The organism is Amycolatopsis sp. NPDC059235, from assembly GCF_042754125.1.
In the GTDB taxonomy this organism is placed as follows: domain Bacteria; phylum Actinomycetota; class Actinomycetes; order Mycobacteriales; family Pseudonocardiaceae; genus Amycolatopsis; species Amycolatopsis albidoflava.
This window is the reverse complement of the sequence record NZ_JBHZAG010000018.1, coordinates 66,438-85,521: the sequence shown is the minus strand read 5'-3', so window position 1 is coordinate 85,521 and position 19,084 is coordinate 66,438. Positions and strand designations below refer to the sequence as shown.

At 68.7% G+C, this 19,084-nt stretch carries 19 protein-coding genes; 13 read left to right on the top strand and 6 right to left on the bottom strand.

What is annotated here, in order from left to right:
• Window positions 1-8 precede the first annotated feature (8 nt).
• The gene (locus tag ACFXI3_RS14965; RefSeq protein ID WP_378399934.1) at window positions 9-1,187 is read right to left on the bottom strand and encodes a sensor histidine kinase; all 1,179 of its coding nucleotides are present in this window, start codon (window positions 1,185-1,187) and stop codon (window positions 9-11) included.
• Window positions 1,188-1,311: 124 nt separating this feature from the next.
• On the opposite strand from ACFXI3_RS14965, the gene fabG reads away from it, so the two are divergent.
• Genes fabG through ACFXI3_RS14930 form a run of 7 tightly spaced genes read left to right on the top strand, consistent with a single transcriptional unit; the run spans window position 1,312 to window position 7,667 of the window.
• Window positions 1,312-2,082, top strand: coding sequence for a 3-oxoacyl-ACP reductase FabG (fabG, locus tag ACFXI3_RS14960; RefSeq protein WP_116203018.1), 771 nt, complete (start codon window positions 1,312-1,314; stop codon window positions 2,080-2,082).
• A gap of 5 nt (window positions 2,083-2,087) precedes the next feature.
• The gene (locus ACFXI3_RS14955; RefSeq protein WP_378399933.1) at window positions 2,088-2,540 is read left to right on the top strand and encodes a MaoC family dehydratase; all 453 of its coding nucleotides are present in this window, start codon (window positions 2,088-2,090) and stop codon (window positions 2,538-2,540) included.
• Between the two features lie 34 nt (window positions 2,541-2,574).
• Window positions 2,575-3,600, top strand: a complete 1,026-nt coding sequence (locus ACFXI3_RS14950) for a phosphotransferase family protein (RefSeq protein WP_344278285.1) — start codon at window positions 2,575-2,577, stop codon at window positions 3,598-3,600.
• Window positions 3,600-4,823 (top strand): acyl-CoA dehydrogenase family protein, encoded by a 1,224-nt coding sequence (locus ACFXI3_RS14945; RefSeq protein WP_378399932.1) that lies wholly within the window; start codon window positions 3,600-3,602, stop codon window positions 4,821-4,823. The genes ACFXI3_RS14950 and ACFXI3_RS14945 overlap by 1 nt, the downstream gene beginning before the upstream one ends.
• Window positions 4,820-5,998, top strand: a complete 1,179-nt coding sequence (locus ACFXI3_RS14940) for an acyl-CoA dehydrogenase family protein (RefSeq protein ID WP_378399931.1) — start codon at window positions 4,820-4,822, stop codon at window positions 5,996-5,998. Before ACFXI3_RS14945 ends, ACFXI3_RS14940 begins: the two co-directional genes overlap by 4 nt.
• Window positions 5,995-7,089: an acyl-CoA dehydrogenase family protein gene (locus ACFXI3_RS14935; protein ID WP_378399930.1), complete on the top strand. Its 1,095-nt coding sequence runs from the start codon at window positions 5,995-5,997 to the stop codon at window positions 7,087-7,089. Before ACFXI3_RS14940 ends, ACFXI3_RS14935 begins: the two co-directional genes overlap by 4 nt.
• A gap of 35 nt (window positions 7,090-7,124) precedes the next feature.
• Window positions 7,125-7,667: a GrpB family protein gene (locus ACFXI3_RS14930; RefSeq protein ID WP_378399929.1), complete on the top strand. Its 543-nt coding sequence runs from the start codon at window positions 7,125-7,127 to the stop codon at window positions 7,665-7,667.
• Window positions 7,668-8,602: 935 nt separating this feature from the next.
• On the opposite strand, the gene ACFXI3_RS14925 is transcribed toward ACFXI3_RS14930, so the two are convergent.
• From ACFXI3_RS14925 to ACFXI3_RS14910, 4 genes are all read right to left on the bottom strand, one after another.
• Window positions 8,603-9,589 carry a chitinase gene (locus tag ACFXI3_RS14925; protein ID WP_378399928.1) on the bottom strand — a complete coding sequence of 329 codons (987 nt, stop codon included), beginning with the start codon at window positions 9,587-9,589 and terminating at the stop codon, window positions 8,603-8,605.
• A 199-nt stretch (window positions 9,590-9,788) separates the two neighbouring features.
• A complete protein-coding gene (locus ACFXI3_RS14920; protein ID WP_378399927.1) occupies window positions 9,789-11,105 on the bottom strand; it encodes an MFS transporter in 1,317 nt (438 codons plus the stop codon).
• 54 nt (window positions 11,106-11,159) lie between these two features.
• Window positions 11,160-11,933: an SDR family oxidoreductase gene (locus ACFXI3_RS14915; RefSeq protein WP_378399926.1), complete on the bottom strand. Its 774-nt coding sequence runs from the start codon at window positions 11,931-11,933 to the stop codon at window positions 11,160-11,162.
• Window positions 11,930-12,682: an SDR family oxidoreductase gene (locus tag ACFXI3_RS14910; RefSeq protein WP_378399925.1), complete on the bottom strand. Its 753-nt coding sequence runs from the start codon at window positions 12,680-12,682 to the stop codon at window positions 11,930-11,932. Before ACFXI3_RS14910 ends, ACFXI3_RS14915 begins: the two co-directional genes overlap by 4 nt.
• A 305-nt stretch (window positions 12,683-12,987) precedes the next feature.
• Here ACFXI3_RS14910 and ACFXI3_RS14905 point away from each other — a divergent pair, with 305 nt between their 5' ends.
• The 6 genes from ACFXI3_RS14905 to ACFXI3_RS14880 all read left to right on the top strand — a co-directional run bounded on the left by ACFXI3_RS14905 (window position 12,988) and on the right by ACFXI3_RS14880 (window position 17,441).
• Complete coding sequence (locus ACFXI3_RS14905; protein WP_378399924.1) at window positions 12,988-13,365, top strand: hypothetical protein; 378 nt, start codon at window positions 12,988-12,990, stop codon at window positions 13,363-13,365.
• Window positions 13,362-14,402 carry a tyrosine-type recombinase/integrase gene (locus tag ACFXI3_RS14900; RefSeq protein ID WP_378399923.1) on the top strand — a complete coding sequence of 347 codons (1,041 nt, stop codon included), beginning with the start codon at window positions 13,362-13,364 and terminating at the stop codon, window positions 14,400-14,402. The genes ACFXI3_RS14905 and ACFXI3_RS14900 overlap by 4 nt, the downstream gene beginning before the upstream one ends.
• Before the next feature lie 439 nt (window positions 14,403-14,841).
• Window positions 14,842-15,048, top strand: coding sequence for a hypothetical protein (locus ACFXI3_RS14895; RefSeq protein ID WP_378399922.1), 207 nt, complete (start codon window positions 14,842-14,844; stop codon window positions 15,046-15,048).
• Complete coding sequence (locus tag ACFXI3_RS14890) at window positions 14,949-15,566, top strand: integrase core domain-containing protein (RefSeq protein WP_378399921.1); 618 nt, start codon at window positions 14,949-14,951, stop codon at window positions 15,564-15,566. Before ACFXI3_RS14895 ends, ACFXI3_RS14890 begins: the two co-directional genes overlap by 100 nt.
• A gap of 146 nt (window positions 15,567-15,712) precedes the next feature.
• Complete coding sequence (locus ACFXI3_RS14885) at window positions 15,713-16,642, top strand: transposase family protein (RefSeq protein ID WP_378399920.1); 930 nt, start codon at window positions 15,713-15,715, stop codon at window positions 16,640-16,642.
• A gap of 211 nt (window positions 16,643-16,853) precedes the next feature.
• The gene (locus ACFXI3_RS14880; protein WP_378399919.1) at window positions 16,854-17,441 is read left to right on the top strand and encodes an SMI1/KNR4 family protein; all 588 of its coding nucleotides are present in this window, start codon (window positions 16,854-16,856) and stop codon (window positions 17,439-17,441) included.
• Window positions 17,442-17,951: 510 nt separating this feature from the next.
• Here ACFXI3_RS14880 and ACFXI3_RS14875 read toward each other — a convergent pair.
• On the bottom strand, window positions 17,952-19,025 hold the full coding sequence (locus ACFXI3_RS14875) for an IS110 family transposase (protein ID WP_378399955.1): 1,074 nt from the start codon (window positions 19,023-19,025) through the stop codon (window positions 17,952-17,954).
• Between the last annotated feature and the right edge of the window lie 59 nt (window positions 19,026-19,084).

Sequence of the window (19,084 nt, the reverse complement as noted above, 5' to 3'; positions counted from 1 at the left end):
CTGTCCCCCTAGTCCAGCGGGACGGTCACGACGACCTCGAACCCGCCGCCGTCCCGTCGTCCCGCGGAAAAAGTACCGCCGAGCGCCGCCGCCCGTTCCCGCATCCCGAGCAGCCCGTGCTTCTCCCGGCCCGCCGTGTCCTCCGGAGCGCTCGAGGCGGCGCCGGTGTCCCGCACGACGAGCCGCAGCTGTCCCGGACCGACGTGCACCACCACCTCGACCGGTGCGCCAGGCGCGTGCCGCACCGCGTTGCTGAGCCCTTCCTGGACGATCCGGTAGGCCGACAACCCGACGCCCTCGGGCAGGCCGCGGCAATCACCGCGCAGGTCGAACCGCACTTCGGTGCCGGCCGCGCGGACGCGTTCCACCAGCTGCCCGATCTGCTCGGCTCCCGGCTGGGGCTCGGTCTCCTGGCCGGCTTGCCCGGCGCGCAGCAGCCCGAGCAGCCTGCGCATTTCGGTCATCCCGTTGCGGGCGGTGTCCTGGATCGACTGGAATTCCTCGCGCAGCCCGTCGTCGAGGCCGGGGAACCGGTAGCGGGCGGAATCCGCGCGCATGGCCAGCACCGACATGTGGTGCGCGACCACGTCGTGCAGCTCGCGGGCGATCCGGGCCCGCTCCTCCAGCACCGCCCGGCGGGTGGACTCCGCCTCCAGGTCGCGTTCGGCGCCGCGCAGCCGCGAAACCAGCCAGCCGAACGCCAGCGGCACCGCGAGCAGCACGGAGATCACGACCAGCTCGCCGCGCACATTCGCCAGCAGGGCGCTGACCCCGGTCGAGATCAGCCAGACCCACGCCAGCACGCCCGGCCGGTGGTTGCGGCCGACCGCGGCGAGCACCGGGATCGCCGCGAACGCGAGGCCCTCGCTCCACGGCCAGCCGAACCGGGCGTGGATCCCGTACAGCTGGTCCGCGCAGCCCACGACGACGATCAGCACCCGCCAGGCCCACAACGGACGGACCAGGGTGAGGCCGACCGCGAACATGGTCAGCGCGGCCGCCAGCACCCGCGTGCCCTCGTTCGCGCGGTCGGCGGGAAAAAACGCGAGCACCCCGGCGACGACCGCCGCGAGCCCGGTCAGCGCCTGGTGCGTCCGGCCGGGCGCGATGGCCGGCCCGCCGCCTCCGGCGACCGTCTCCCCCAGCGCGCGTCCCGCCGCGACGAGCGGCGCGCTCGTGATCTTCATCGGCGGCGACCCTACTCGCCGGGACCGACATTCCGGCCGCACGCGGCGAACCGCTCTTCCGAGGTCTCGCGAAATTCTCGTACTAAGCGTACGCTTAGCGCCGCTGCCGAACGCTTTCTCGACGATGAGGAGATCCCCCGTGACCGCTTCCCGTGTGGCCATCGTGACCGGAGCCGGCCGTGGCATCGGCGCCGCCGTAGCCCGCCGCCTCGCTTCCGACGGGTTCGCCGTCGGCCTGCTTGACCTCGACGAGGCCGGGGTCAAGCAAGGCGCGGAGGCGATCGTCGCCGACGGCGGCCGCGCGGTCGGCGTCGCGCTGGACGTCAGCGACGCCGGGCAGGTCGAGGCCGCGGTGACCCGTGTGGCCGAGGAGCTCGGCGCGCCGACCGTGCTGATCAACAACGCCGGCATCACCCGCGACAACCTGCTGTTCAAGATGACCGAACAGGACTGGGACTCGGTGCTGAACGTGCACCTGCGCGGTTCGTTCCTGATGACCCGCGAGGTGCAGAAGTACCAGACGCAGGAGAAGTGGGGCCGGATCGTCAACCTGTCCAGCACTTCCGCGCTGGGCAACCGCGGGCAGGTCAACTACTCCGCGGCCAAGGCGGGCATGCAGGGCTTCACCAAGACGCTGGCGATCGAACTGGGCAAGTTCGGCGTCACCGCCAACGCGATCGCGCCCGGGTTCATCGCCACCGACATGACCGCGGCGACCGCCGAACGCGTCGGCATGAGCTTCGAAGACTTCAAGGCCGCGGCCGCCTCCCAGATCCCGGTGCAGCGCGTCGGCACGCCCGAGGACATCGCGAACGTCGCGTCGTTCCTGGTCAGCGAGGGCGCGGGATTCGTGTCCGGCCAGGTCATCTACGTCGCCGGCGGACCGAAGGACTGATCGCGATGCGCGTGTTCTCCGACGTCGCCGAACTCGCCGAAGCGGTCGGCAAGCCCTTGGGCACGAGCGAATGGCACACCGTCTCCCAGGAGCAGGTGCAGCTGTTCGCCGACGCCACCGGCGACCACCAGTGGATCCACCTCGACGCCGAAAAGGCCGCAGCGGGCCCGTTCGGCACGACCATCGCGCACGGGTTCCTCACGCTGTCGCTGATCCCGTCGTTCCTGCCGGAGATCTACCGGGTCGAGGGCCTGAAGATGGGCATCAACTACGGGCTCAACAAGGTGCGGTTCCCGCAGCCGGTGAAGGTGGGGTCGCGGGTGCGCGGGACCGCCGACCTGGTCGAGCTGACCGACGTGCCCGGCGGCAAACAGGCCGTCGTGCGCTGGACCGTCGAAATCGAGGGCGAGGACAAACCCGCCTCCGTCGCCGAGATGGTTTCCCGGCTCATCCTCTGAACCCCTTGACCTCGCACGAACTGGAGTCCTTCCGATGACCGAAACCGACCCGCCCGGCCTCGATCTGGCGAGGCTGCGCGCCCATCTCGACCGCGAGCGGCCCGGGCTCGTCTCCGGCGCCCTCGCCGCGGACGTGGTGCAGGGCGGGCGGTCCAACCTCACCTATCTCGTCACGGACGGCACGCGGCGCTGGGTCGTGCGCCGTCCGCCGCTCGGGCACGTGCTGCCGACCGCGCACGACATGCGGCGCGAGTTCCGCGTGATGAGCGGGCTGGCCGGAACTCCGGTGCCGGTGCCGGAAACCGTTCTGCTGTGCGAAGACGCGGACGTGCTCGGCGCGCAGTTCTACGTGATGGAGTTTGTCGAGGGCACGCCGTACCGGACCGCCGACGAGCTGGAGCAGCTCGGCCCGCAGCGCACGAGGGCGATCGCCGACTCGCTGGTGGACACGCTGGTCGACCTGCACGCGGTCGATCCGGAAGCGGTCGGGCTCGGCGATTTCGGCCGCCCGGAAGGCTTTCTGGAACGCCAGCTGCGCCGGTGGAAGAAGCAGCTCGACGGTTCGCGCAGCCGCGACCTGCCCGGCGCGGACCGGCTCCACGACCAGCTCGCCGCGGCGATCCCGGCGTCCGGACCGCCTGCCATCGTGCACGGCGACTACCGGCTGGACAACGTGCTCGTCGACGGGGACGACCGGATCACCGCGGTGCTGGACTGGGAGATGTCCACGCTCGGCGACCCCCTCACCGACCTCGGCCTGATGATCACCTACGCGCAGCGGGACCAGCTCTCGCTGCCGATGGTGTCCAATGCCAGCAGCGCGCCGGGATACCCGGACACCGACGAGACGATCGCCCGCTACGCGCAGCGTTCCGGCCGCGATCTGTCCGCGCTGAACTGGTACGTGAGCTTCGCGTACTTCAAGCTCGCGGTGATCCTCGAAGGCATCTACTTCCGTTTCCAGCAAGGCAAAACCGTCGGCGAGGGCTTCGACCAGATCGGCGCCGCCGTCGCCCCCCTGATCGAGCAGGGCAGCAAGACGCTCACCAAGGAGAACTGATGGACTTCGCGTTCGACGCCCGTACCGAGGAACTGCGCGGGCAGCTGCTCGAATTCATGGATTCGCACGTCTACCCCGCCGAGGCCGTGTTCCACGAGCAGCTGGCCGCGCGCACCGATCCGTGGTCACCGCCGCCGGTCGTCGACGAACTGAAGGCCGAAGCACGCAAGCGCGGGCTGTGGAACTTCTTCCTGCCCGGCGACCACGGTGCGGGGCTGACCAACCTGCAGTACGCGCCGCTCGCCGAGATCACCGGCCGCAGCCCGCACCTCGCGCCCGCCGCGGTGAACTGCGCCGCGCCGGACACCGGGAACATGGAAGTGCTGACCATGTTCGGCAGCGAGCGGCAGCGCAAGCAGTGGCTGGAACCGTTGCTGGCCGGGGAGATCCGCTCCGCGTTCGCGATGACCGAACCCGACGTGGCGTCGTCGGACGCGCGCAACATCGCGACGAGCATCCGCCGCGAGGGCGACGAGTACGTGATCAACGGGCGCAAGTGGTACATCACCGGTGCGATGAACCCGAACTGCAAGGTCTTCATCGTCATGGGCAAGACCGATCCGGACGCGCCGGCGCACAAGCAGCAGAGCATGATCCTGGTCCCGCGCGACACTCCGGGCCTGACCGTCGTGCGCGGCATGCAGGTGTTCGGCTACACCGACGGTGATCACGGCGGGCACGCCGAGGTGCTGTTCGAGGACGTGCGGGTGCCGGCGGAAAACCTGATCGCCGACGAGGGTTCCGGGTTCGCCATCGCGCAGGCCCGCCTCGGGCCCGGCCGCATCCACCACTGCATGCGCGCGATCGGCATGGCGGAGCGGGCGCTGGAGGCGATGTGCCGCCGTACGTTGTCGCGCGAAACGTTCGGCCGTCCGATCGCTGATTCGGGCGTGGTGCAGGACTGGATCGCCGAGGCGCGCGTGCGGATCGAACAGCAGCGGTTGCTGGTGCTGAAGACCGCGTGGCTGATGGACACCGTCGGAAACCAGGGCGCGCACACGGAGATCCAGGCGATCAAAATCTCCACTCCGCTGGCCGTCGAATGGATCCTGGACAAGGCGATCCAGGCGCACGGCGCGGGCGGCGTTTCGCAGGACTTCCCGCTGGCGGAGATCTGGGCCGGGGTGCGCACGCTGCGGCTCGCCGACGGTCCGGACGAGGTGCACAAGCGGTCGCTGGCGCGGCGCGAGCTGAAGAAGTACCGGACGGAGGCGGGCAAGTGACCGCCGAGGAACTGCGGGCGCAGGTCGCCGCTTTCCTTGCCTCGCACGACCCTTCGGAACTGTCCGCTTTGGACTTCCTGCGCGCTCGCTTCGACGCTGGGCTCGCCTGGGTGCACTTCCCCGAAGGCCTTGGCGGCCAAGGCGCTCCGCGCGCGCTGCAGGGCGAGGTCGAGGCCGCCTTCGCCGCCGCAGGCGCACCGGACAACAACCCGCGCCGGATCCTGATCGGGCTCGGCATGGCGGCGCCGACGATCCTCGCGTTCGGCACCGAGGAGCAGAAGAAGCGCTACCTCCGTCCACTGTGGACCGGCGAGGAGGTGTGGTGCCAGCTGTTCAGCGAACCCGGCGCGGGTTCCGACCTCGCCGCGCTGGCCACGCGCGCGGTCCGCGACGGCGACGACTGGGTCGTGACCGGGCAGAAGGTGTGGACGTCCAGCGCGCATCTCGCGCAGTGGGCCATCCTCGTCACCCGCACCGACCCGGACGTGCCGAAGCACCAGGGCATGACGTACTTCCTGTGCGACATGACCGCGCCCGGCGTCGAGGTGCGGCCACTGCGGCAGATCACCGGCGAGGCGGAGTTCAACGAGGTTTTCCTTACTGAGGTGCGGATTCCGGACTCGCAGCGGATCGGCGCGGTCGGCGAGGGCTGGAAGGTCGCGCAGACCACCTTGATGAACGAGCGCGTCGCGATCGGCGGCACCGCGATGCCGCGCGAGGGCGGCATGATCGGGCTCGTCGCGAAGACCTGGCGGGACCGTCCCGAACTGCGGACGCCGGAGCTGCGGGATCGGCTCGTGCAGCACTGGGTCGAAGCCGAATCGCTGCGGCTGGCCGGTGAGCGGCAACGGCAGCAGCTCGCGGTCGGCGCGCCCGGTCCGGAGGGTTCGGCGATGAAGGTGGCGTTCGCCGAGCTGAACCAGGAGCTGTCCGGGCTGGAGCTGGAACTGCTCGGCGAGGAGGGCCTGCGCTACAGCGACTGGACGATGCGCCGTCCGGAGCAGGTCGACTTCTTCGGCCGCGACGCCGGGTACCGGTACTTGCGCGCCAAGGGAAACTCGATCGAAGGCGGTACCTCGGAGGTGCTGCGGAACATCATCTCCGAACGCGTGCTGGGGCTGCCGTCCGAGCCGCGGGTGGACAAGGACGTCGCCTGGAAGGACCTGCCGCGATGAGCACGCCGGACCTGCTGTACTCGGAGGTGGAAGAGGACCTGCGGTCCTCGGTGCGGGCCCTGCTGACCGACCGCGCCGGGCCGACGGCTCTGCTGGCGCGGGTCGAGACGGACACGCCGTACGACCTCGCCCTGTGGAAGACCCTGGCCGCCGATCTCGGCACGGCCGGGCTGATGGTGCCGGAATCCCTTGGCGGACACGGGGCTTCGACGCGCGAGGTCGCGGTCGTCATGGAGGAACTGGGCCGGAGCGTCGCGCCGGTGCCTTATCTGGGCAGCGCGGTGCTCGCGACTGCCGCGTTGCTGGCCGCGGGCTCGGAGCTGCTGCCCCAGCTCGCTTCCGGCTCGGTGATCGGCGCGCTGGCGGTTCCTCTGTCGACCGCTCCGGGTTCCGCTTTCCCTGCGGCGGTTTCTTTTCTCGACGGAACCTTGACCGGGCGAGTGTCCACAGTGGCCGATGCTTCGGTGGCCGATCTGCTGATCGTTCCGGCTGTCGGTCCTGATGGCCCTGGCCTTTACGCGGTGGACGCTTCCGCGGCGACCGTGATCGAGGCCGTGTCGCTGGACCTGACGCGGCGGGTGGCCGACGTGACGCTGGATTCCGCTGCGGCACAGGTGATTTGCACTGGTTCGGCCGCTGCGGAGGCTTTGGAGACGGCTTTGACCACCGCGGCTGGGCTGCTGGCTTCGGAGCAGACCGGGATCACCGAGTGGGCGTTGACCGAGACTGTGACTTATCTGAAGGGGCGGTACCAATTCGGCCGTCCGGTCGGGGGTTTTCAGTCGCTGAAGCACCGGTTGGCGAACCTGTACACGGAACTGGTGAACGCGCGCGCGACGGCCCGGTACGCGGCGGATGCGCTGGCGACCGGGAATGACGTGCCGATCGCGGCGGCAGTCGCGCAGGCACGGGTGTCGCCGATCGCGGTGCACGCGGCCGAGGAAGCTGTTCAGCTGCACGGCGGGATCGGGATGACGTGGGAACATCCGGCGCATCTTTATCTCAAGCGGGCCAAGAGCGATCAGATCGCGTTCGGCACACCCGGGCGGCATCGGGCTCGGCTGGCTGATCTGGTGGATCTGCCTGCTTGACGTTTTTGTCAGTGGCCGGGGTTACGGTGGCTGGCATGTCCGTTACCCCGGATTGGGCCTATGAGCGGCCGGAAATCCATCCCCCGGATCCGACGTGGGCGTCGCGGGGCTCCGCATTGAGCGCGGAGCTCACGCGACTGCTCTCTCCTTGGCTTGCCGCTGGGCAGGTAGAGCACGTCGGCTCGACAGCGGTGCCCGGCTTGGCGGCCAAACCGGTGCTCGACGTGATGGCCTCAATGCGGGATCTCTCAACGGAAACAGTCTCGGCGGTAATGCCGGTGCTTTCCGCGTGCGGATGGTGTTTTGTGCCGCCGGAGCTGGATGTCGCCGCGCCCTGGCGACGGTTCTTCGTGCTGCCGGACGCGGCGGGACGGCGGCGGGTGGCGCATCTGCATCTGCTTCCGGAGGGACATCCGAGGTGGCAAGCACAGCTGAAGTTCCGGGACGCCCTGCGGGCGGATCCGGGGTTGGCTGAGGAGTATGCCGAGGTAAAGCGGCGACTGGCCGGGGAGGTGACCGATCGGGAGGAATACACGGCCGGAAAGACAGACTTCGTGCGCCGAGCGCTGGGCGGCTGATGGGGCCATCCGCGGCGGCCGGTACCGGTCTTGCCGTTCGAGCCACGTCGGACCCGGCACGGTCGCGCCCCCACCGCGCGACCGTGACCGGCTTCCGTGCGCCACGCTCGTGCCCCGGACTCTCCATCCTGGAACGACCACGGCGCGGGGGCTGTAGCTGCTGCCCGGCCATGCTCGCGCGGGAGGCTGTCTGCGGCGCGAATCGTCTGGTCCGCTCCAGTTCGGTCGTTCCTGCTGCCCCGCAAGCGAATTCCCTGACGCGAAGCCCGCCGGGAGCCGCCGCTCCCAGCTTCCCCGGCTGACCGGGTCTCCTGGCAGGTGACGACGAGGCCGCACCCCTCGGAACGGCGGCCTCGTCGCCAAGCTCAAACGCGGGCTCGGGTCGGGTTGGGTTGGCCTGGCCCCGCCAGGACGGCCCAGCCAGGCCCGGTAAAGTCGCCCAAGCCCGGTCGACCTCGCCAGGTCGACCACGCCCGGCCAGGCCTGGTCAATGCGGCCCAGCCAGATCCCGGTCAGGTCGGCCCAGTCCGGTCAACCTCGCCAGGCCGACCCCGCCCGGCCAGGTCGGCCCCTGCCTGGCCCCGCCAGAACGGCCCAGCCAGGCCCGGTCAATGCGGCCCAGCCAGACCCTGGTCAGGTCGGCCCAGCCCGGTCAACCTCGCCAGGCCAGGTCGGCCCCTGCATGGCCCAGCCAGAACGGCCCAGCTAGGCCTGGTCAGGTCAGGTCGGCCCAGCCCGGTCAGACTGACCAGGTCGGCCCCGTCCGTCCGGGTCAGCCTCTCCAGGTCAGACCAGCCCCGCCCGGCCAGGCCCGCCCGACCAGGTCAACCCCGCCAGGCCAGGTCAACCCCGCCCGGCCAGCCCCGCCAGGTCGGGTCGGCCTCCTCTAGCCAGACCAGGTCGGCCAGGCCGACCAGACCAGGCCTGAGCCGAAATCAGCCGTGGTACCCGGCCACGATCTTCGTGAACGCGTACTTCGGCTGCGAGATTCCGCTGCACTCCCCGCCGCCCGAGCAGTCCCGGTTGGTCGCCCAGAAGGTGAAGCGGCCCAGGTGATGGCCGGCCGCGTAGTCGCGGATCGCGGTGAAGTCCGCCACCGAGACGACCTCGCCGGCGTTGTCCGTCTTGCCGTTCATCGACGACAGGCCCGCGTGCCGGTACGCCGTGGCGCTGTCCCAGCCGAAGGTCGACTTCAGCTGGCCCACGAGACCGTCCACCGCGGACTTCGTCTTGCCCGCCATGTCGCCGCCGCTGGAGAAGTCGAACGGCATCACCGACCACACGTCCACCGGCGCGTCGATCGCCTTCGCCTGCTTGATCAGCCGCTTGCCCCAGTCGTTCGGGCCGGACGTCTCGGTCCCGATGGTGATCACGACGCGCACGCCCGGGTTCTTCTGCTTCGTGATCTTGACCGCGTTCAGGATCCGGTCCTGCACGGTCGCGTTCTCGAACTCGTCGGTGTTCTCGATGTCGAGGTCGATCGCCTTGAGCCCGTACGCGTCGATCACCTTCTGGTACGCCCCCGCGAGCGCGCTGGCCGACGAGCATTTCGCGCCCAGTTTCGTGCCGGACCAGCCGCCGAAGGACGGGATGACGTCGCCGCCCGCGTCGCGGATGCTCTTGATCAGGGTTTTGTCCGAACCGGTCAGCGAACGGTCGCCGTCCCATTTCGGGTTGCACGAGCCGTCGGACAGCATGAACGCGAGCGTGAACGTCTTGATCCCGGTCGCGGACATCGCCGCCGACGCGCTGGTCTGCCCCGCCCACTGGTACAGGTACGGCGAAGCGAGAACCGGGTCCGGAGCGGCCGCGAGCCGCGGAACGGACGCGGGCTCGGGCGCGGCCGTGGCCACCCCGGCCGCGGTCGCGAGAGCCGCCCCTGCCGCCGCCGCGAGCGCGGCCAGCCGACGCACTGATTTCATCGTGTTCCTCCCACGAGCACCACGGAACACCTCCGGTTTGAGGCGGCGGGATCAACCCGGGAGGAGTGCACCCGGAAGGGTGCCGTCACACACTGGACTAGACCAAATCAGCGTGTCAAGAGCCGCAGCCCGAACGGCGCACCGGGCCGGAAACGGTGTGCCGCGCCAGGTTTGTCCCCCGGCCGGGTGGGGCCGGAAGTCAGGTGCGGCCGGGGGTGGTCTCGTCGCCGAGCCCGTCGGAGAAGTCGTGGTCCCGGGTTTCCGGCAGGCCGAGAACACACAGGAAACTGAGCACCCCGAGCGCGACCAGCACCAGCGAAACCGGCACCGTCGAACCCGTCGACGCCCACAGGTTCGTCGAGATCAACGGCACGACCCCGCCGCCGATCACCCCGGCAAGGCTGTACGCGATCGACGCGCCGGAATACCGGTACCGCACCCGGAACAGCTCCGGCAGGAACGCGCCCATCGGCCCGTACAGCATCGCGAAACACGCCAGACCGCCGACGAACCCGAGCGTCAGCAGCACCGGATTTCCGGTCTGCAGCAAGGCGAACAGCGGAAACGCCCACACCACCACGGACACTGCGGCCGCCGCGCTCAGCCGGCGGCGGCCCCACTGGTCGGACTTCATCGCGAACACCAGCGTCGCCACGCCCATCACCGTGGCCGCGATGAGCAGGCCGATCAGGACAGTCGTGCGCGGGATGCCGAGGGTGGTCGTCGCCATCGAAAGGCAGAACGTCGTGACAGTATAGAAAAGCGCGTGCGCGAGCACGAACGACAACGTCGAGAGCACCAAAACCCGCGGCTGTTTCCGGAGCAGTTCGAACAACGGGACTTTCGCCTGTTCGGCCTTGTCCAAAGCAGCCTGGAAAACCGGCGTCTCGGCGATCTTGATCCGGATGTAGAACCCGACGACCAGCAGCACAGCGGAGAACAGGAACGGCAGCCGCCAGCCCCAGGACAGGAACTCGGCCGTCGGGAGCACCGCGTCCAGCACCAGGAACAGCAGGTTGCCCAGCACGAATCCGATGGCCGGACCGAGCTGCGGGAACGCCGAGTACAGCCCGCGTTTGCCCGGCGGCGCGTACTCGGTCGACATCAGCACCGCGCCGCCCCATTCGCCGCCGAGGCCGATGCCCTGCACGAAACGCAGCACTACCAGCAGAATCGGCGACCAGAGGCCGAGCGTGCCGTACCCCGGGACCAGCCCGACGGCCACTGTGGACAGTCCCATCACCAGCAGAGACGTGACCAGCATGGACTTGCGGCCGATCCGGTCGCCCCAGTGTCCGAAAAGGACCGCGCCGACCGGGCGCGCGACGAATCCGACCGCGAAGGTGCCGAGCGAGGCCAGCACCCCGGCGGTCGAGGAGAACGTCGGAAAGAACACTTTCCCGAACACCAGCGCCGCCGCGGTTCCGTAAATGTAGAAATCGTAAAACTCGATGGCGGTGCCGATGAAACTGGCGGTGGCGATGCGCGACACGTCGGCCCGCGCGGGTGCGGTCATTCCGGCTCCCTGTGCTCCCCTGCGGCCCCGTGCCGCCCGAGGGAGGGTATCGGGTCACGCGTCGCCGGGCAGTTCCTCCATTTTCCGCTGCAGCTTGTTCATCCCGCCGAGCCAGCGGTCGGTTTGGGTGGCGCGCAAGGCGTAGAAGTCGGCGACCTCCGCGTGCGGCAGCACCAGGAACCGGTTCTCGGCCATGGCGGCGAACAGCGCGTCGGCCACCTGCGGCGGGTCGATCGCGGACGCGCCCATCAGCAGTTTGCCGCGTTCGCCGGTCTCCTCCAGCATCGCGGTGCGCACCCCCTGCGGGCAGATCGCCTGCACGCTGATCCCGCGATGCCGATAGGTGGCAGACAGCCATTCCGCGAACGCCAGCGCGCCGTGCTTGGTCACCGAATACGGCGCCGAGCCAAGGCTGGTGAGCACGCCCGCCGCGGACACCGTCGCGATGAACCGGCCCTCGCCGCGTTCCAGCCACGCCGGCAGCAGCAGCCGGGCCGCGCGGACGTGCGCCATCACGTTCACGTCCCACGCCAGCGACCACGCGTCCTCGTCCGCGTTGGCGTCGCCGAACGGCGCGACCCCGGCGTTGGCACAGAAAACGTCGATGTCACCGAGCGTTTCGCGGGCCGCGGCGATCAGGTCCGCCACGCCGGATTCGCTTGCCACGTCACCCGCGAACGCCGTACCGCCGACCTCCGCCGCGACCTCGGCCGCGCGGTCGCCGTCAAGGTCCGCGACGACAATGCGAGCACCGTCCGCCGCGAACCGACGCGCCAGCGCCGCCCCGATCCCGCCGCCACCGCCGGTGATGACGACCCCGGCGCTCACAGACCGCCGCCGAGCGTCACGCCGCCGTCGAGAACGACCGTCTGCCCGGTCATCCAGCCGGCGTCATTGGACAGCAGGAACGCCACCGCGCCCGCGATGTCCTCCGGCACGCCGAGCCGCTTCAGCGGATACGCCGCCGCGACCTCTTCCTCGCGACCCTCGTAAAGCGCGGTCGCGAACTGCGTCTTGACCACCGCCGGAGCCACCGCGTTCACCCGGATCTTCGGCCCGAGTTCGCCGCCGAGTTCCTGGGTGAGCCGGATCAGCGCGGCCTTGCTGACGCCGTACATGCCGATGCCCGGCGAGGTGCGGATGCCCGCGATCGAGGCGACATTGACCACCGACCCGCCGTGCTCGCCCATACACGCGTCCCGCGCGACGCGGATCCACGACAGCGGCGCGACCACGTTCACCGCGAAGATCTTGGCCGCCGCGGCCGGGTCGATGTCCACCATCGGGCCGTAAACCGGGTTGATGCCGGTGTTGTTGACCAGCATGTCGAGACTGCCGAACTTCTCGACCGCGGCGGCGACCGCCTCCTGCTGGTGCGCGGCGTCGTCAGCCTTGCCGGGCACCGCGACCGCGACGTCCGGCCCGCCGAGCTGCTCAACGGCCTCAGCGAGCGGCTCCGGCTTGCGCGCGGTGATGACCACCTTCGCCCCGCGCTCGACGAGCCCCTTCGCGATGGCCAGCCCGATCCCCCGGCTGGCCCCGGTGACCAGGGCAACGCGATCCTTGAACGACTCCACCACACCGTCTCCTTGTCCGCCGCTGGACAGCTATCGCTAAGCGGTTGCTTACCGCAGAATATCGGTGATACATCCCCACGCAACCTCAAGCCGCTACCACGACCGTCACACCACAGTGGGTTACCATCTCGTAAACCCTGCGTATTCGACGTGGGCCGTCAGGCACCACTTGACAACACCGGCCGGGAAGCCCGGCCAACCTCGCAGGTGGTCGGATGCCTGAGCCACACCTCAGTCCGCTGAGCCCACCTGGCACTACACACCGGGTCGACTCAAGGACGGCTCCCCCGACACCACCAGCACCGTTGCCCAGAATCCACCGCCGCCTTCCCGAAGCTGTTTGGAGTTACACGATCGCCCGGATCGACCGGTCCGGGCGCGTTGCCGAGCGGGGACTCCTGGAGGCGCTCGACTGGCCTGCGGGCACCAGGCTGTCCGTCGCGTCGCGCGACGACGCGGCGGTAGTCGTCCGCCGAGATCCGGAGGGGGCGTTCGCCGTAATCGGCGGCCCGCGGGTAATGGTGCCGGCCGGTTTGCGATCGCGGTGCGAGATACGCACCGGCGACCCGCTGCTTCTGGCCGCCAACAGCGCCGCGGATCTTCTCCTGATCTGTCCCATGCCGCTCGTCGAGCAGATTCTCGCCGAAACGTATGAGCATTTCTTTCCTGAAGGCCTGTCATGACTGCCCGCGACCGCTCCGCCGACATCGTCGCCGCCGCGAAAGCGCTCTTGGAGACCATGGGCGTCTCCCCGGAGGATCTCGCTGGCATCGGCAACGCAGCGGAGGCGATGCCGACTTTCACGCAATACGTCCCGACGGTTCTCAAAGCCGCATCAGCCAGTTCTCGGGAGATGTGGGCCGTCTACCTGACCGTCGCGGAAGACGAGTGGCCGGCTCGGCGCATCGACGAACCGACTGCCTCAGAAATCATGAACCTCTCGATCGAGGTCCAGGAACGATCGGTGCTACGTCACAACTCGCGCGATGGGCTTGGCGCACGATCGAACTTCATCGATGCGATCAAGTTCCTCTACCGGTGCGCCGTCGCGGATCGCTTGATCGCCCGAGACGACAATCCGGCGCGAGACCTGCGCCGACCAGCAAAACAGAAAAGCACCCGGCGGCCGCTTACAACGGCGCAGCTCTCCGAAATCAACGAGGTCGCTGCCACCACTGGTGTCGACCCGGCATTGAACACTCTGATCATCCGGCTGCATATCGAAACAGCATGCCGACGAGGCGGTTCGAAAGCCTTGCGCCCTTGCGACCTCGATACCACGCAACTCACCGTCCGCCTGAGAGAGAAGGGAAACACCGTGCGCGACCAACCGGTGTCGCCAAGCCTTATGGACGCGCTCATTGCCCACGAGCGATACCGGGCTCCAGACCACGACAAGACCGCGCAATTGCTCCGCCATCGCAACGGCAGGCCGATCCCGATCACCTACTACGACCAGCTCTGGAGGCGAATCGGGCGGATCCTGCCCTGGGCTTCGACCTTGGGAGTCACGTCGCACTGGCTCCGCTATACGACGCTCACGTGGGTCGAACGTAATTTCGGCTACGCAGTGGCCGCTGCTTATGCGGGCCACGTCCAAGGCAGCGGTCGCTCCGGCAACACACTGACCTATGTCAGCGCGACCATCGAGGAAGTTGCGGCCGCGCTCGTTGCCCTGACGGGCGAGCCACATCCGCTAGCCGCAATTGGACCGCAGTAACGCCCGCGGAGCCCAACCAGCATAGCCGCGCCTGGGGCCCTCCGAATCCGAGCGGAGGGCCCCAGATCCAAACTCGACCGGCACGAACACGAACCTCCTGGTTGTAATGCTGAGCGACGCCGAAGCGACCTCGACTCTGCCAGACGCGGGCACCGAACGATGCGCGAAGTCGAGCAAGCGGCTACGACGAGAGGGACGTCGATGACGACTCAGTACAACGTGGTGTCGGTATAAAGCTGACGGAGATGCTTGACACCGGGGCTTCCTGATCATAGGAGTTGCTGGTGAGTGAGCCCAGACTGGACCGCCAGGCGCGCAGACGCCTGGCGGTCTTGCGCCACGTCGAGGAAGTATCCGGAAACGTGGCCACGACCTGCCGGTATTTCGGGATCGCCGCCAAGCCTACTACACCTGGCTGCGCCGTTACGAGACCGAAGGCGTGGACGGGCTGCGCGAGCGGTCCACGCGTCCGCGGACCAGCCCGAACGCCACCCGGGCGGAGGTCATCGAGAAGATCGTCCACTTGCGGAAGAACACCGCCTCGACATGTGCCAACCGCCCGCCTCGCAGCGCTACAAACTGCACGACCGCCGCTGGAAACGCTACGAGAAGCAGCAACCAGGCCGCCACGTGCAGGCCGACGTGAAATCCGTCGAGCCGCTGCCCGAGGCCGCAGCCACCGGCGTGCCGATCAAGACCGGCGGCCGGCGCGGGAAGTTCTACCAGTACACGGCAATCGACGATTGCACCCGACTGTGCGTGCTCAAGATCTACCCGCACAACAACAGGAAGACCGCGATCCAGTTCCTCGACTGCCTGCTCTCCCAGCCGCCTTTCGCCGTCGAGACCATCCAGACGGACAACGGCGCAGAATTCCAGCCAGCGTTCCACTGGCACGTCCTCGACCAGGGCATCGAGCATCGCTACACCAAGCCCCGCACCCCGCGGCTGAACGGCAAAGTCGAGCGCTCCCACCGGATCGACGCCGAAGAGTTCTACCGCTTGCTCGACGGCGCGGTCATCGACGACACAAACATCTTCAACGCCAAACTCAAGGAATGGCAGGACTACCACAACTTCGACCGCCCACACGGCGGACTCGACGGCCAGACCCCCTATGAGAGACTGCGCCAGAAGACACAGACCGAAGCCTCGGCCATGTAATCGATCACCGTCGGCGGCACACCAGCGGGGACAACATCTGGCCGCCTACGGGGAGAACAATGGCTCTGGCTCAAAGTCCGTGATGGTGCCCAGGGGCGGCGAACTCCGCGCCGTAGTTGATCATGTCCGCAGTGCGATGATCTTGGTTGAAGGTCCTGCTTCCTGTTCTGGCCCCGCCGCGGATCGAGCGGGTCCTCCGATGGGGACCCGCTGTTCGGTTGCAGGCGAGCGTTCTCGCGCCCGACGCTGCCTGCCCCAGCTGCGGTGGCACGTCAGGACGGGTTCACAGCCGATACGACCGATACCCGTCAGCCCCGGCGATCGGGGGCCAGGAGACGGTGATCCGCCTGCAGGTACGGCGATTCTTCTGCGGTAGCGAGGAATGCTCGAAGCAGACCTTCGCCGAACAGGTCGTTCGACTCGCCTCGCCGCACGCGCGCCGGACTCCGCTGCAGCGTGGAGTGTTGGAGAAGATCGCGTTCGCGCTGGGCAGCCGCCCGGGCCGGCGACTCGCCCGCCGGCCGGCCGCGGAGGTAGCGAGGATGACGCTGTTGCGGCTCGTCCGGGCGCTGCCGATACCCGAACTCGGCGCCCTCTCAGCAGTCGGGGCGGATGGCTTCGCGTTCCGTCGCGGCCGCAACTACGGCGGCACCGTCGTCGACATGCACACCCACCGGCCCGTTGACGTGCTGCCCGACCGGTTGGGCGACACGTTCGCCGGCTGGCTTCGTGCGCATCCCGGCCCCGGGGCGATCTGCCGCGAGCGCGCCGGCGGCTACGCCGAAGGAGCCCGGCTCGGTGCGCTTGAGGCGATCCAGGTCGCAGGCCTCCGGCACCCGCGCTGCAACCTGACCGACGCCGTCGACGAGGCTGTCCGCGCTCACCGGAAACGCCTGCGGGACCAGCTCGTGGCCGAGGCCGTCGCCCAGTCCGCCCCGTCAGCCTCCGTCACCGAGGGACGGCCGGCCGGATCATTCACCCGGCAGCCGACCGCACCAAACAGGAACGGGCCAACGCCGCAACAACCACGGACATTGAGCCAGAATCAGGAAAAACTGACCACAGAAACGACGTGATATGCGGTTTCTCAGGTGTCTGACGGTGATGCCATCTTGATCGCTCTCAAGCTGGCGACGCGTCCTCGGTTGTTGTTAGCGCGTCGCGTGCACCCTCGGATGCTGATGACGATGTAGTTGGCCCTGCCCTTTGGTGCACAGATTCGTTTTGAAACGTCCCATGTTGTCGCTGGCGCTCCCGTCAGCATGCGACTGCGGCTATAGAGGGTCTATGAGTGAGCAAGTCCCGGTAGCGGTGGCCGACTGGACCGTGTTTCTACGTGATTACAGCTCGAAGTTCCTGGATAACTCGAGTTTGTTGCGCGTGCTCGAGGAGAACGGGGCCGGGAAGTTCGTCAGAAGCCATGTCCAACGTGAGGGTTGGATTGGCTATGAGCCGGCCAGTGCGGACTCTGTCGTGGCTGCTGAAAAGCGGCTCGGCACTCGACTGCCGCCGACCTACCGGAGTTTCCTATTGTCCAGCAACGGCTTTCGCTACGTCAACCATGTCGACCTGCTCAACGTGGACGAAATCGGGTGGCTTTCCGAACGCGACCCAGGCCTCGTGGACGCTTGGAGCTTCGCCCTGGACGACGGTGAGCGCCAGATGATCGAGCGAAGCTTGTTGATCGCACGAGACAATGGCGGGCCGGGCGTCTGCTGGCTGCTGCACCCCGGCGACGCGGCGGAAGACGGCGAATGGGCCGGGTACCAGTGGTTTACCGGCGACGGCAGCGGTCCCGGCGATGATCGTTACGACAGCTTTGGTGCACTGGTGCTGCAGGCTGCCCGGCGATTGGACGCCGATTCACGCGAGTAGGCACAAACGGCTGGCCCGCACACGCGGATCGTGGCGGCAAGCGTGCCCAGCCGGACTCGCCGCGACAATGACGCCGACACGTCGTGTCGTGTGGCCGCACGCGTCATAGGGCGTCCGGAAGAATCAGTCCCACGCGCATCGACCGGCCTGACCTCCTGGCGCTGACCGCCGCGGCTCAGGACGCCCCTACCGGCTCCTAGCGCGGGTGCCGGGCATGGAGGCGGTCATTTTTGACGAGGGCTGCACGGCGCTCGCCGTCGGGGCCGACATGCCTCCGGCGTTGACGACACCATGTGTCGATAACGATTACCATTTACATCGATGTCGTGTGCTGTCCGGCAGGAGGGCACCCAGGCCGCACTGGATGCGGGCACCCGCGCCGACGGGCTGGCAAGCGACGAGCGGGACGACCTGACCCGGGTTGCGGCGGGAGAACCGCCGTTTGACCGAGGACGTGGAAATCCTCAAACGAGCGACCGCCTTCTTCGCGAAGGAGTCTCAATGAGGTTGTCAAGCCGTCGGCGTGACCGGTTGGGTTGGGGTGAACAGTCGGTTGTCGCGCAGCAGTGCCCAGAGGACGTCGACGCGGCGGCGAGCGAGGGCGATGACGGCTTGGACGTGTTTGAGGCCTTGGCCGCGTTTTTTGAGGTAGAAGTCGCGGTTGGGGCCGTCGCGGATGATGCTGCTCTGGGCGGAGAGGTAGAACACGCGGCGCAGGCGGCGGCTGTAGCGTTTGGGGCGGTGCAGGTTTCCGGTGCGGCGGCCGGAGTCGCGCGGCACTGGCACGAGTCCCGCGGCCGAGGCGAGGTGACCGGCGTCGGGGTAGGCGGCCAGGTCGCCCGCGGCGACGACCAGCTCCGCGCCGAGGATCGGGCCGATGCCGGGCAGCGACTCGATGATCTCGGCCTGGGGGTGCGCGCGGAAGGTGTCGCGGATCTGGGTTTCGGTCGTGGTCACCCGGTTGTCCAGCGCGAGGATCTGGCGGGCCAGCCCGGCCACGATGGTGGCGGCGACCTGCTCGCCGGGCAGCGTCGTGCGCTGGGCTCGGGCGGCGTCCAGCGCGGTCGCCGCGACGGTCTCGGGGCTGCGGACCTTGCGGTTGGCCAGCCAGGCCGTCAGCCGGGTCTGGCCGATCCGGCGGATCGCGGCCGGGGTCTGGTAGCCGGTCAGCAGCACCAGTGCGCCTTTGTGCGCGGAGTAGTCGAACGCGCGCTCGAGGGCGGGGCTGATGCCGGTGAGAACGTCGCGCAGCCGGTTGATCATGCGGACCCGGTCGGCGACCAGCTCGCTGCGGTGCGCGGTGAGCAGGGCCAGGTCGGCGGCCAGCTGCGCGGGCACGTCGATCGCGGTGAAATCGTTGCGGACACGGGAGGTCTCGGCGATCACGTAGGCGTCGCGGGCGTCGGTTTTGGCTTCGATCTCGATCGCCCAGGACACCTGTTCGGCGAGGTCGAGGATGCCGGCCAGCGCGTCCAGGATCGCCGCCTCGTCGTTGGCGATCTTGCCCGACCAGACCGTCGCTCCGGTGTCGTCCACCACCGCCGCCCAGTGATGGGCCTTGCCCGCGTCGATTCCCGCCCACATGCGGGTTCTCTGCTTGCTCAACCGCGTCTCCTCACGCCGAACGATTGTCCGCTGGCCCG